Consider the following 13,704-nt stretch of genomic DNA (forward strand, 5'->3'; position numbering starts at 1 on the left):
CAGTGCGCGACATGACACGACGCGACATGGCACGAACGGAGAACCCGGCCGAAGCGGGCGAACCACTCGGACGAGGTCCTGCCGCCGCTCAAGCGTGCCGTCGGTGGGGTGGCGGCCGTCGACGTCAGCGGGGCCGTCGGGGCCTGGAGCCCCTCGTACCTCAGGAAGGCAGTCGAGCGGTACACCGACGGGTCGGCCCCCGAGCCGACGGGTGACGCGAAGGGGATCGGTGACGTCGTGGCCGAGCTCCCGGGCGACCGCCACGGGCCGGCCCGGCCCGGATCCGACCCCGTAGGCGGTGCGTTCGGCGTCCACGGGTCAGTCCGCCGACGCCCGACAGCCGCAGGGCCGTTGTCGCCCCCGGCACCACACCATCCTCACCGTCAGATGGCGGTCGGCCGCGGCCCTGGAGATCACGACCCCGGCCTCGGTCGCGAGATCGATGCCGAACCCGACCTCCACCTCGGCCGGCCCCGCCTCGCGCAACCGGGCCAGTACGGTGCTCGCCGTCGCGGTGACCGGGCCCAGCACCGTGGACAGCCCCACCGGTAGATCGCGTCACCGGCCCGGCCCGCCTTCACCGGCCCGGCCGCACCGTCCACAGCCTCGACGAGGATGGATCCACCGCCGTCGAGCGGGACCCGGACAAGCTGCTGACCCATGTCTGCACGGCCCAGCCTTCGCCGCGCAGCGCGGGTGTCAACGCCCTGGCCGCGAGCACCCGCCATGGAGCTGATGGACAGTCAGATTTCCTGCCGAGCCTGCCGAGCCTGACGATCGCACGTTCAAGGCCACATTCCGAACCGTCACCGGCCGCATTCCGGAACGTCGATCGCCCTGCCGCCGTATGCGCCGGCCCGAGGCACTGGGCGTCCGCATCCGACCACGGTGGACGGCTTGGGCCAATGCCGGTTCAGGCCAGCACGGACCCCTAGTTGGGCCACTGGTCAGAGGGCAGGATCGTACCCAACGGCAGCGACAAGCAGCCGAAAGGAACCGGGGCAGCGTCATCGCGGGACGCACCGGATCCGGACCACCTCCCGTCGCGCGTGTGTTCCGAAGGAGCCCTGCCATGATCCGCACCCGCATCGCGAAGGCCGCCGCGGTCGCCGCCCTCGTCACCCCGCTCGTCACCGCCACCCCGCTTCCGACGCCGCCCCTTGTGAGCATCGACACCATGGGCCGGCAGTAGCAGCCCACTTCGGGCCCACCCGCACGTCACCGGCCCGGGCGCCGCGTCCGTCGCCGTGACGGCGCCGCGCGGCCGGGGCGGTCGCCGGACCGGGGCGTTCTCACTCTGCTCTCACGTGTTGCACACCGGGCTCGTCCATGCCCTGTCCGGCGCACGGTCGAGGCGAATTCCCTCAGTGCCCTCGAGACCTGTCGTGGCCCGGATCTCTGGCGACGACACATCCGACCCGCGAACGAAGGAAACGTTTCACGATGAAGAAGGCTGTGCGCAATGCCCTGCAACTCCTCGTGGTGAGTGCGGTGCTGGCCGGCGGGGCGATGGCCGCGACGAGCCCCGCGCACGCGACCCTGCCCGATGTGTCCTGCGGCACGATCACCTCCGCCGACACCACCGCCGCCGCCGCCCAACTGAACCAACAGCTCACCGGCAGCCTGCGGAACGCGATGAACGCGTACCGGATGTCCTGCGCCCGGGCCATCGTCAACACCGTGCGGGCCAACGGACTACCGCAGCAGGCCGAGGTCATCGCGATCACCACGGCGATCGTGGAATCCACCCTGCGGAACAACCCGAACATGGAGGACCACGACAGTGTCGGCCTGTTCCAGCAGCGGGCCTCCTGGGGCACCACCGCGCAGCGGCTCGATCCGGCGACGACGACCCGCAAGTTCATCAGCGCGATGCTCTCGACGTATCCGAACAACACTTGGCAGAGCAAGCCGATCGGCGAGGTCTGCCAAGGCGTCCAGCAGTCGGCCTATCCCGACCTCTACCAGGTTCAGGCGGCCGACGCGCAGAAGATCGTCAACGCCATCGGCCAGAGCCCCGCAACTCCGGTGGGGATGACGGGTTTTGCGTCGGCTGACTTCAATGGTGACGGGAAGACCGACCTGGCGGCGGTGGACGCGGCGACGGGGAAGATGTATCTGTACCCGGGCACCGGTGTCGGTACGTTCGGTGAGCGGAGTCTGATCGGTACCGGTTGGGACACGGTCAGCAATGTGACACCGGGTGACTTCAACGGTGACGGGAAGATCGACCTCGCCGCGGTGAACACCGCCAACGGGAATCTGTACGTCTATCCGGGCAATGGCGCCGGCGCGTTCGGCGCGCCGTGGTCGGCAGGTACCGGCTGGAACAACCTGGACCACCTCATCGGAGGTGACTTCAATGGTGACGGTAAGTCGGATATCGCCGCGGTCGGCACTGGCGACGGGAATCTGTACGTCTATCCGGGCAACGGCGCCGGTTCCTTCGCGGCGCCGATCAACGCCGGTACCGGCTGGAACACCCTGGGCAAGTTCGCCGGCGGTGACTTCAATGGTGACGGTAAGTCAGACATCGCGGCAGTCGGTACTGCTGACGGGAATCTGTACGTCTATCCGGGCAACGGCGCCGGTTCCTTCGCGGCGCCGATCAACGCCGGTACCGGCTGGAACATCATGCGCGACCTCATCGGCGGTGACTTCAACGCCGATGGCAGGACCGACCTCGCCGCCGTCCAGGCCCCCCAGGGATCGACGGGTGACATGTACTTCTACCCCGGCACCGGTCAGAGCACCTTCGGCAACCGCACCAACATCGGCACCGGCTGGTAGCCGCCCCCCAACCCAGTCGCCTGCACACACCATTCACCAGATCGAGGTAGACAGCCATGCCCAAGAACAGCCGCTTCCGCCGCGTGTCCGTTCTCGTTCCGTTAATCGCCGCCGTGGCCGCCGCGGGCCTGACCGCGCCGCCCGCCCAGGCCGGCTCCTCCCTCGGAGGCCCCGTCAACCGATCCGAGATCTTGCAGCGCGCCCAGTACTGGGACGCCCAGAACGTCCAGTACAACCAGGGCGCGACGTACGGGGACGGCGACGGCCATACCTACCGCACCGACTGTTCAGGATTCATCTCGATGGCTTGGCACCTGTCGGCCACCGGGCTCGGTTCGCCGACCACCAATACCCTCGACAGCCGATCGCTGAGCACGCGCATCAACAAGAGTGAACTCCGCCCCGGCGACGCGCTGGACAACATCAGCGACCACGTCGTGCTCTTCGTGAGGTGGAACAACCAGGCGACCGGGGACTTCACCTACATCCACCAGTCGAACCCGAGGACCGACGTGACCTATGGGAACGGGAACGTCTACAGCGGAAACATCTCAAGCTACCCGGCAAGCAGCTACGTGGCCCTCCGTCTCAACAAGGTCGTTGAAGACAACACCACGCCTCCGCCGGCTACTCCGGTGGGGATGACGGGTTTTGCGTCGGCTGACTTCAATGGTGACGGGAAGACCGATCTGGCGGCGGTGGACGCGGCGACGGGGAAGATGTATCTGTACCCGGGGACCGGTGTCGGTACGTTCGGTGAGCGGAGTCTGATCGGTACCGGTTGGGACACGGTCAGCAATGTGACACCGGGTGACTTCAACGGTGACGGGAAGATCGACCTCGCCGCGGTGAACACCGCCAACGGGAATCTGTACGTCTATCCGGGCAATGGCGCCGGCGCGTTCGGCGCGCCGTGGTCGGCAGGTACCGGCTGGAACAACCTGGACCACCTCATCGGAGGTGACTTCAATGGTGACGGTAAGTCGGACATCGCCGCGGTCGGCACTGGCGACGGGAATCTGTACATCTATCCGGGCAACGGCGCCGGTTCCTTCGCGGCGCCGATCAACGCCGGTACCGGCTGGAACACCCTGGGCAAGTTCGCCAGCGGTGACTTCAATGGTGACGGTAAGTCGGACATCGCGGCAGTCGGTACTGCTGACGGGAATCTGTACGTCTATCCGGGCAACGGCGCCGGTTCCTTCGCGGCGCCGATCAACGCCGGTACCGGCTGGAACATCATGCGCGACCTCATCGGCGGTGACTTCAACGCCGATGGCAGGACCGACCTCGCCGCCGTCCAGGCCCCCCAGGGATCGACGGGTGACATGTACTTCTACCCCGGCACCGGTCAGAGCACCTTCGGCAACCGCACCAACATCGGCACCGACTGGTAGACCCTGAGTTCCGCTCCCGCTCTGAGCTTGGCGTTCATCGTCGCAGGTCACTCGACCTGCGACGACGAACGCCAAGCTCAGAGCTCGGGGAGCGGGCAGCCCCGGCCGCTGCCGATCAGCTTGTTGACGATGCTCAGCGCGTCCTCGTGGCGGAACAGCACGGCGTACGGCAGTGCCGCCGCCGAGTGCCGTCGGACCAGTGTGGTCTGGTCCTCGGGAAGTTCCGGGTCCGCGACCAGCTCTGCCTGTGCGAGAAGTTCGGGTTGGTCGGTGCGGACCAGCTCCGCAGCGCAGAACCGTTCGAGTTGGTCCGGCCACGCCACGGCGACGCTCGGGCGCGGCCCGGGGGCAGCCGCCGGGGTCGCCAGCCAGGCCCGCACCGGGTCGTCGGAGGGGACGCGGCCGGGTTCGAAGAACGACCAGAACGTTCCCGGCCACATGGCGGAGGCGCGGTAGGCGGTGATCGACACATGGCTGCCCGTGGTCAGGTCGACTGCCAGGTGCACCGGTACGCCTTCCTCGTACCAGTGCGCTCCGTACTCACAGACGGCGAAGCGACGTCCGTCGTGGTCGAGGAGTACGAACGAGGTGTTACGGCGGCGCTCGGTGGCCAGGTCATGCCGTGTCACCAGGACGTCCAGCAACTCCTGGTGCCGTTCCGGTAGTTCCTCGCGGGAGAGGTCGAGCACGGGAGCCTCCAGGTCGACTGTTCGGCAGATCGGGTTCCCACTCTGCCCGTCCGGGGGCGATGAGGTGTGCGAATTCGATGTTTCCGGGACGTCCCGTCTCGGCTGATCCGGTCCGAGCGCCCGGCGGTGGCCAGGTGGCGAACCGGCCGGTGGGGCGGCCGCTGTTCGGGCGGTGTCGGCGCCCGAGGCCGTGGGTTGTCCTGAGGTCCCCGGTGACCGGCGCGACGACTGACGGCGGGTCATCGCAACTCCCGGGCAGCGAGGCGGAGTTCCTCTGCTGCCGGTCTGCCGAGGCCCTGACCCGCCGTCGAGGGATCACCGCTGGCGGAGGCCAGCCTGATGGTCGATCCACGGGCCGATCGAGGCGGCGCCGTCCGTCAGGATGCCGAGGTGGTTGTCATGTGCCACGGTCTGGAAGGTGTCGTCGGCCGGGCGGCCGGCTTGTGCCGCGTAGGCGATCACCCGGGCCGGGTTGAACACCTCGTCCTGGGCGCCGATCCACACGCCGAGCGGCTTGGTCAGGCCGCGCAGCACGGCGGCGCTGTCGTCGGCGTTCTGCGCCAGTGCCATGTTCACCGTGTAGCGCGGGACCAGCTTCGCTGACTGGACCTCCCGGGACGTGTACGCGAACCCGAGCGCCGGGGTGTGTCCGTCGAGCACGTGGTTGCTGACCGCGTTGACCACGAAGGCGCGCTGGCAGACGGTGGCGAAGTTCGAGCCGCCGCTCACCTGTTCGGTGTCGGAGTGCAGGCCGAAGTCCGGGGCGAGGAGGACGTAGCCGGCTACCTGGTCGTCGATCCGGTCGAGGCTGTTGAGTACCAGGCCGGCGCCGGCCGAGTGGCCGCCGACGAAGAGCGGCAGTTTCGGCTGCTGCCGGTGCACGAAGTCGACCATGGTCCGGGTGTCCTGCCAGACCTGTTCCGGCGTCGGCGCGTCACCGCGCGGGCCGCCGGAGGCGCCGTGGCCCCGAATGTCCACCAGGTACGTCGCGATGTGGTGGTCGTCGGCCAGTTCGCGGCCGAGCGGGAGGTACCCGGCCGCGCTGTTGGCGCCCGAGCCGTGGTAGAACACCAGGCTCGCGACCGGGTCGGCGGGGAGGTACGCGTGGTACGCGAGCGGCACCCCGTCGGTCGCGGCGACCCGCCCGGTCGGGTCGGCATTCGTGGCTGCGGTGGTCTGGTCCTGCTGCAATCCGCCCACCGCGGGCGTGGGGAAGGCGCAGGGCATCAGCGCGGCGGCGGCGCCCGCACCGGTCAGCACGCCCAGCGCGGCGACGGTGACACCCAGCACGCCCAGCGCCCCCACCCATCGGCGCAGCAGCGGCGCCCGACCGGCTGCTGTGCGCTGTGACGCGGGCCCGTCCGCGGCGCCCTGCTCCAGCCAGCGGCGGACCGCCGGTTTGCGCAGCCGCCCGTAGGCCAGCAGCGGCAGGACGAGTCCGGCCGCCGGCAGCGCGCTGCCGAACCGGAGGGCCTGGTAGACCCGGATCGCCGCGAGCAGCCCGAGCAGCACCAGTAACCGGCCGAACAGCCGTGTTCCGGGCCGGCGCAGCCGCCAGACCGTCCACCAGCAGCCGAGGCCGAAGACGGCCAGCAACACGCCGAAACCCCGGGTGGTGGCCGGGTAGGTCGGGTTCTGTTCCAGTAGGCCGTTGAGTACGGTGGCGACGCCCGTGAAGAGCAGCAGCATCCGGATCACGGTCACGTCGCGTGGTCGCCGCCCGGGCCGGTCGCGGTCAGCGGACATCGTCGGACTCGCTGGAGGCGCCGAGTTGTTCGGCGATCAGGGCCTGGGCCTGGTCGCACCAGGCGAGTTCCGCGTCGGCCAGGGCGATCGTGTGGGCACGGACCAGCCAGGTGGCCGGGACACTGTCGGCGCTGCGCTCGGTCTGTTCGGGCCATTGGGCGCCGGGCACGGTCGCCGTGGCCTGATCGCGGCGCCCGCGTGCCTCGTCGCGGCGCTGCTCGATCAGCCGCAACATCGCCCGTGGACCGGCGTGGTCGCTGAACAACAGCTTGACCATGCCCTCGTCGCGCCGCTGCGCCGGCTGGGCCGGGAGGCTGAGCCAGCCGTCCAGGGCTGTCGCGCCCTGCTCGGTCAGCTGCCAGACGGTCTGCCTGCCCCGCTCGGCGGCCGGCTCGTCCGCGGCGATCAGGCCGTTCGCCTCCAGGTGCTTCAGTTGCGGGTAGAGCTGGCCGTAGCTCACACCCCAGAAGTGTCCGACGGAGCGCTGCACGGCCTGCCGCAGCTGGTAGCCGTTGCGGGAGCTGAGCGACAGGAAGCCGAGCACCGTCCATCCCGTGGGCGTGAGCTTCGGCAGTCCGATGTCGGCGGCGTGAGGATCCTCGCTATATCTTCCAGATAGGGTCATGGGGCGAACGTACCATTCCCGCGGACCCTCGGGGCGGCGGCCGATCCCGGCCACCCGGAGTCAGCAGTTGAGGCAGGAACAGGGGCGGCGGACACGAGAGCAGGTGCTCGATCCTGATGGTCCGGTGGGCAACGGAATCGGCTTGTGTGGGCCTGCCATCGGCTGGGAGGCTCAGAATCATGATCGACAAGCACGTCGGAGCAGCGGAGACCACGGACGGCGCCTGGTGGCTGCGGGGCGTACCCGCGGCCGAACTGCCCTGCGGCCAGCGGCCGGAGTGGGCCGAGTTCGCCGAATCGGCCCTCTCCCGCGCCGAGTCGGCGCCGCGCGTGCCGACCGGGGAGCTGCCGGGCATCACCGGCTTCGCGGCCGTGCTGGCGCCCTTCGCCGAGCTGGCCGGAGTGCGACTCCCGACCGTCCTGCCGGACGCCGTGGCCGACCTCCGGGCCATCCGGGCGGACTTCGTCCGACAGCTCGCCGGTGCGCTGGCCCGACTGGCCGCCCGCACCCTCGTGCTGGAGCTCAACGTCGCGAGGGTGACGGGCCGCCTCGACGGCGCGGCACCATCAGACCGGTTCCGGAGCTTCCTGCTTCTGGCCGGACGTCAGGACGGGCTGTCCGCGCTGCTGGGCGAGTACCCGGTGCTCGCCCGCCTCCTGGCGCAGGCCTGCCGCCACGGCGGTTCGGCGTTGGCGGAACTGCTCGACCGGTTCGCCGCCGACCGGGCCGACATCGTCGCCACCCTGCTGGCCGGCGCCGACCCCGGGCGGTTGGTCGCGGTCGAACGGACCACGGGCGACGGGCACCGCCGTGGGCGCAGCGTCGCGGTGCTGCGGTTCGCCGACGGTACCCGGGTGGTGTACAAGCCGAGATCGCTGCGCGTGCACGGGCGCTTCAACGAGCTGGTCGGCTGGTTCAACGCGCGGCCCGGTACACCGGGGCTGCGGGTCCTCGCTCTGCTGGAGCGTGACGGGTACGGCTGGGTGGAGTTCGTCGCGCCCGGCTCCTGCACGGCGGAGCGGCAGTTGGAGCGGTTCTACCTCCGGCAGGGGGCGTGGCTGGCGCTGCTGTACGCACTGGACGGCACCGACCTGCACTTCGAGAACCTGATCGCCTGCGAGGACGAACCCGTCCTGGTCGACGTCGAGACCCTCTTCCATCCGTGCGTCCCGGCCGACTCGCAGGAGGATCCGGCGGCTCGCGCGCTGGAGTCCTCGGTGTACCGCAGCGGCCTGCTGCCGCGTCTGTTGCTCGGCGACGAGACGGCGGTCGACGTCTCGGGCCTGGGCGGTGACGCGGGGCGCCGCTCACCGGTGGAGGGTGTGGACTGGGCGGCCGGCGGTACGGACGAGATGAGACTGGTCCGCCGGGCCGGAGAGATCGCCGGCGCCGGGAACCGCCCCCTGCTCGACGGAGCCGAAGCGGACCCGGCCGGGTACACCGAGGCCCTCGTCGCCGGCTTCCGCGCCGGATACCGCGTGATCGAGGCCGGCCGGGACGAACTCGTGGGACCACAGGGCCTGTTGCGCGGGTTCGCGGAGGACGAGGTGCGCGTGGTGGCCCGGGCCAGCCTCGTCTACGCGACGCTGCTCGACGAGTCGACCCACCCCGACGTCCTGCGGGACGCGGCGGACCGGGACGAGATCCTGAGCCTCCTGGGGACGGACGCGCTCGAAGCCTCCGGTTGGCCCGGGCTGCTCGATGAGGAGATCGCCGAACTGTGGGACGGCGACATCCCGTTGTTCACCACCCGGCCGGGTTCGTCGGACCTCTGGAGCGGCACGGGCCGCCGGCTGACCGGCGTACTCGACCGGCCGGGTCTGGACCGGGTGTCGGACAAGATCCGGGCGATGGGCCGCACGGACCGCGACGAGCAGGAGTGGATAGTCCGGGCGGCGATGGCCGGCAGGTCCACCGCCTCCGCCCACGGCGTCGGCGCCCCGCCCGGGCTTCCTCCCCGGCCCGCCCGCGGATCCGCCCTGGATCCGGCACGGCTGCTTGCCGCCGCCCGGGGCATCGGCGACCAGCTGGTGGACAGGGCGAAGCAAAGCGGGACGCGCATCAACTGGCTCGGGCTCGAACTCCTCGCGGACCGGTACTGGCGGGTCGGACCGTCCGGTGCCGACCTGGGCGCCGGTTACCCGGGGGTGGCGCTCTTCCTGGCGCAACTCGCCGGCCTCACCGGCGAGGCGCGCTACGCGGAGGTGGCCCGCCGTGCTCTGAGGCCGCTGCCCCGCCTGCTGGAGCGGCTTGCGGAGCACCCGGAGGAACTCGGTGTCGTCGGGTCCGGGGCCTTCACCGGTCTGGGCGGTATCGCCTACGGCCTCATCCAGGTGTCCACCACCCTGGACGACGCCGAGATCCGCGGCTGGATCGGACCGGCCGTGGACCTCACCACCGCTGCGGCCCGGGCCGAGGACGCGTCCGGTGTCTTCGACGGCACCGCGGGTGGCCTGGCGGCCCTGCTCTCGGTGCACGCGGCCACCGGCTCCGCCGAAGCCTGGCAGGGTGCGCAGCTGTGCGCGGCCCGCCTCGCCGATCGCCCCCTCCCCGCCGCCCCCGGCTTCGGTACCGGATCGGCGGGCATCGGCTGGGCTCTGCTCAGGTTCGCGGCGGAAGGCGGCGGCGCCAGGTACGAGCAGGCGGGGCTGGCCGCCCTGCGGGCGGCGGTCGGGCAGGACCTGGACCACTCCTGGTGCACGGGCCTGCCGGGCATCGCGTTGGCGGCCTCCGACAGCGCAGCCGGGCCGACTGAGCTCGTCGACAGCGCGGTCAGGGTGCTCGCGCTGGGTGACCCACTGCCCAACCACAGTCTCTGCCACGGTGAACTCGGCGCCCTCGAACTGCTCACCGGTACGGCCGAGCACTCCGTTGGGCACACCGTGCGGAACCGGCGCGCGGGCGCGCTGCTGGAGACGCTCGACCGGAGCGGACCGCGCTGCGGCACCCCTGGAGGGCTCGGCACACCCGGCCTGCTGACCGGGCTCGCCGGTATCGGACACGGTCTGCTGCGGCTCGCCGCCCCCGAACGAACAGCTTCGGCGCTGCTGCTGCAGCCGCCGATCACGCCCCGGTCGTCATCGTGGACGCCGTGGCCTCAGGAAAGGAACGGCCGAACACCATGAACACCCCCGATCTGGTCCGCCAGTGGAAGCAGCCCGGCATGCGGCAGGGCGAAGCCGTGGATCACCCCGCCGGGGAGATCAGGCTCCGGGCGGCCGGCGGGCTTGCCCGTCGCACCGCTCTGCTCGCCGCGCACGACGGCGTGCGGTTCTCCCACCAGTTCCCGACGATGACCTTCACCGGCGGCCCCGAGGTGAGCCGGTAGCCGGCATCCGCCGACCGGCAGCCGGTGCCTCCGACAGGGTCGCACCGGCTGCCGGGTGTGAGAAACCCCCCTTGATCCACTCCTGTCGGACCGTCACAACCCTCCAGTAACCTGCGCGGTATGCGTACAACCTCGTCGGTCACCATCGGCCGGGAAGCCGAACTTTCCCAGCTCAGCGGCGCCTTGACGGCGCTCCGAGAGAGGGCGGGTCGTGCCGTGTTCCTGCTGGGAGATGCCGGGATCGGCAAGTCCCGGCTGCTCGGCGACTGCTGCGGCCAGGCCGCCGACCTGGGCCTGCCGGTCCTGCGCGGCCGGGGCAGCCCGACGAGCGCGGGAACCCCCTTCCGCCCGCTCGTCGAGGCGCTGTCGTCCCGTTTCCGGACCAGCGGGCCGCCCGAGGACGCGGAGCTCGAACCCTACCGTCCGGCCCTGGCCCGGGTCGTTCCGGAATGGCGGCACACCACCGTCCCCGGCTACCCCGAGAGCGTGGTCGAACTCGCCGAGGCGCTGCTGCGCCTGCTCGCCGTCCTCGGGCGGGGGACGGGCATGGTGCTGGCGCTGGAGGACCTGCACGACGCGGACACCGAGACGATCGCCGTCGTCGAGTACCTCGTCGACAACATCGCCGGACTGCCGGTGCTGCTGCTGGCCACGCTGCGCCCCGAACCCGGGGCCGCCTTCGACCTGGCCCGCGCGGCCGAACGGCGCCGGACGGCTTCCCTTCTCCCACTGCGCCCACTGGCCGCGCCGGACGTCCGCGCGATCGCCGGCGGCTGCCTCGCCGTTCCCGTCGACGAGGTACCGGTGGCCGTGGCCGACCGGTTGGCCGAGGGCGGCGACGGGAACCCGTACCTGATCGAGGAACTGTTGAAGGAGATGGTCGGCTCCGGGGCGCTCCGCCTGGAGGCCGACGGCTGGCACGTGGTCCGCGACCTCTCCGCGACCGTTCCGGAGAGCGTCGTCCAGAGCTACGGGCACCGGATCGATCTGCTGGACCCCGCGCTGCGGGAACTCCTGCTGATCGGGGCCACCCTGGGCGCCCGCTTCTCGGTCGGCACGCTCCGGCTCATCACCGGGCACGACGAACAGACCCTCTTCGCCCATCTCAGGTCCGGCGTCGAGGCAGGCCTGCTCGTCCCCGACTGGGCCGGTACGGACCAGTACGCGTTCCGGCACGCGCTCACCGCCGAGGCGCTGCTGGCGAACCTCCCCCGGGCGGAGCGCGCGGCCATCGCCCGCCAGGCCGCCACGTCGCTGCTGGAGGCCGATCCCGAGCTGACCGACGGCCGGTGTCAGGTGGTCGCGGGGCTCCGTCTCGCCGCCGGGGACGAGGCCGCGGCGGCGCTGGCGTACGCGGAGGCGGGCCGACGGGCGCTGGCCGACGGCACGTCGGGGTCGGCGGTCCGGTTGCTGGAGCGCGCTCACGACCTCGCCGACCAGGCGGACCGGACCGACATCACGGAGGCGCTGCTGTCCGCCCTCGCCGAAGCCGGTCAACTCGACCGCGCCTTCGCCTCGGCGGACACCCTGCCGTCCGTCGGGGCGGGGTCTCTCGGCACCGACCGCAGGATAGCGCTGCACACCCGGCTCGCCTGGGCCGCCGTGATCGCGGAACGGAGCGCCGACACCATCGCGCACGTGGCGGCGGCCAGGGCGCTCCTCGACAGCTGCGCCGGCCCCGAGCAGACCGCCGCGCTGGCCGTGGTCGAGGGGCACCTCGCCCTGCTCCCGGGCCAGGGCGAGCGGATGGTCGACGCCGAGCGGTCGGCCCTGGAGGCGGCGGCGGTGGCGCAGCGCGAGGGGCTTCCGGTGGTCGCCTGCCAGGCCTGGCAGTTGCTCGCGCTGCTGGCCCGGGAGCGGGGCTTCGACGACGCGGACGAGTGCCTGCGGCGGATGCTGGCCGTCGCCGAGACCCACAGCCTGCCGGTCTGGCGCATCGAGGCCGCGCTGCGGCTCGGCGCCAACAGCTTCATGCGGACCGGTGACACCCGCACGCTCGAACAGGCGCGGGACGCCGCGCGAGGGCTGGGTGCCATCATGCTGACCCAGCGCGTGGAGGCACTGCTCGCGATGAACGCGGTGCTCACCGGGAACGGCGCGAAGGCGCGCGAGACCATCGACCGCTGCCTGGACGCCAGCGCGCGGATGAGCGACCTCGGGACCCACCGCTACCTGCTGCTCACCTCGGCGACGCTCGCCGCGCACGCGGGACGCCGCCGCGAGATGGAGCACGAGCTGCTGCTCTTCCGGCAGTCCGGTGGTGGTGAGTCCTTCCTGACCCCGGTGATGCTCGGCCTCTGTCGCACGATCTGCGCGCTGTTGGAGGAGGACCGGATCCAGGCGGTCACCGAACTCGCCGCCGCGGCGGCATGGGAGGAGCGGCACCCGAACGTCTTCTACCTCTCCGGACGGTACGGGCTGGGCCCCCTGCTGGACGTTCTCGCGGGCACCGCAGGCCGGGCCGAGTACGAAGCCGTGGCCGCCGCCCCGGCGGCGGGGCTGGTCTGGAACCGGCAGTTCCTGCTGCTGGCCCACGCGGTCCTGCTGGGCCGGGAGGGGCGGGCCGAGGAGGCCGCCCTGGCCGTCCGTAGGGCCGAGCAGAGTGCCGGGCTCTTCCCGATGGCCCATCACCTCGGACTGCGGCTGGTCGCCGAGGCGGCGATCGCCGACGGCTGGGGCGAGCCGGTGGCATGGCTGCGCACCTCCGAGGAGTACTTCCACGACCACGACATCCCCTCGGTGGCGGGCGCCTGTCGGGCCCTGTTGCGTCGCAGCGGCGCGACGGTCGCCCAGCGCCGCAGCGGGTGGGACCGGATCCCGGCCCAGCTGCGCGCGCAGGGCCTCACCGCTCGCGAGTACGAGATCCTCGCCCTGCTCGTGGAGCGGCCCGGCAACCAGGACATCGCCCGGCGGCTGTCCATCTCGCCGCGCACGGTGGAGAAGCACATGGCCACGCTGATCAGCAAGACCGGCAGTCCCGACCGTGCGGCGCTCTGCCGGTTGGCCATCGAGGTCTCCCCCCGTGCCTGACCCCGTGCCTGACCCCGTGCCTGACCCCGTGCCTGACCCCGCGACCGGCCTGCGGGTACCGGGCGATGAACGTCCCGGTCCGGGAACCTACGTGCCTGC

The 13,704-nt window shown here is 71.5% G+C and carries 9 protein-coding genes; 5 read left to right on the forward strand and 4 right to left on the reverse strand.

The window, feature by feature from the left end:
* Positions 1-318 precede the first annotated feature (318 nt).
* On the reverse strand, positions 319-546 hold the full coding sequence (locus ACIOGZ_RS26550) for a CU044_2847 family protein (protein ID WP_363632203.1): 228 nt from the start codon (positions 544-546) through the stop codon (positions 319-321).
* 897 nt (positions 547-1,443) lie between these two features.
* On the opposite strand from ACIOGZ_RS26550, the gene ACIOGZ_RS26555 reads away from it, so the two are divergent.
* Together ACIOGZ_RS26555 and ACIOGZ_RS26560 are read left to right on the forward strand one after the other, a co-directional pair.
* Entirely contained in the window at positions 1,444-2,790 is a 1,347-nt protein-coding gene (locus tag ACIOGZ_RS26555; protein WP_400987622.1) for an FG-GAP repeat domain-containing protein, read from the forward strand.
* 56 nt (positions 2,791-2,846) lie between these two features.
* The gene (locus ACIOGZ_RS26560) at positions 2,847-4,187 is read left to right on the forward strand and encodes an FG-GAP-like repeat-containing protein (protein ID WP_400987623.1); all 1,341 of its coding nucleotides are present in this window, start codon (positions 2,847-2,849) and stop codon (positions 4,185-4,187) included.
* A gap of 77 nt (positions 4,188-4,264) precedes the next feature.
* Here ACIOGZ_RS26560 and ACIOGZ_RS26565 read toward each other — a convergent pair whose 3' ends face one another.
* The 3 genes from ACIOGZ_RS26565 to ACIOGZ_RS26575 all read right to left on the reverse strand — a co-directional run bounded on the left by ACIOGZ_RS26565 (position 4,265) and on the right by ACIOGZ_RS26575 (position 7,247).
* Positions 4,265-4,876, reverse strand: coding sequence for a hypothetical protein (locus ACIOGZ_RS26565; protein WP_363586631.1), 612 nt, complete (start codon positions 4,874-4,876; stop codon positions 4,265-4,267).
* 315 nt (positions 4,877-5,191) lie between these two features.
* On the reverse strand, positions 5,192-6,622 hold the full coding sequence (locus ACIOGZ_RS26570; RefSeq protein ID WP_400987625.1) for an alpha/beta hydrolase: 1,431 nt from the start codon (positions 6,620-6,622) through the stop codon (positions 5,192-5,194).
* Positions 6,612-7,247 (reverse strand): PadR family transcriptional regulator, encoded by a 636-nt coding sequence (locus tag ACIOGZ_RS26575; RefSeq protein ID WP_400987627.1) that lies wholly within the window; start codon positions 7,245-7,247, stop codon positions 6,612-6,614. The genes ACIOGZ_RS26570 and ACIOGZ_RS26575 overlap by 11 nt, the downstream gene beginning before the upstream one ends.
* 179 nt (positions 7,248-7,426) lie before the next feature.
* On the opposite strand from ACIOGZ_RS26575, the gene ACIOGZ_RS26580 reads away from it, so the two are divergent.
* From ACIOGZ_RS26580 to ACIOGZ_RS26590, 3 genes are all read left to right on the forward strand, one after another.
* Positions 7,427-10,372, forward strand: coding sequence for a type 2 lanthipeptide synthetase LanM family protein (locus tag ACIOGZ_RS26580; RefSeq protein WP_400987629.1), 2,946 nt, complete (start codon positions 7,427-7,429; stop codon positions 10,370-10,372).
* Positions 10,369-10,575, forward strand: coding sequence for a hypothetical protein (locus ACIOGZ_RS26585; protein WP_363586627.1), 207 nt, complete (start codon positions 10,369-10,371; stop codon positions 10,573-10,575). The genes ACIOGZ_RS26580 and ACIOGZ_RS26585 overlap by 4 nt, the downstream gene beginning before the upstream one ends.
* Before the next feature lie 120 nt (positions 10,576-10,695).
* Positions 10,696-13,605, forward strand: a complete 2,910-nt coding sequence (locus tag ACIOGZ_RS26590) for an AAA family ATPase (RefSeq protein WP_363586626.1) — start codon at positions 10,696-10,698, stop codon at positions 13,603-13,605.
* The last annotated feature ends 99 nt before the right edge of the window (positions 13,606-13,704 follow it).

Origin of the sequence: Kitasatospora sp. NPDC088160, assembly GCF_044741445.1 — a bacterium.
Classification (GTDB): Bacteria; Actinomycetota; Actinomycetes; order Streptomycetales; family Streptomycetaceae; genus Kitasatospora.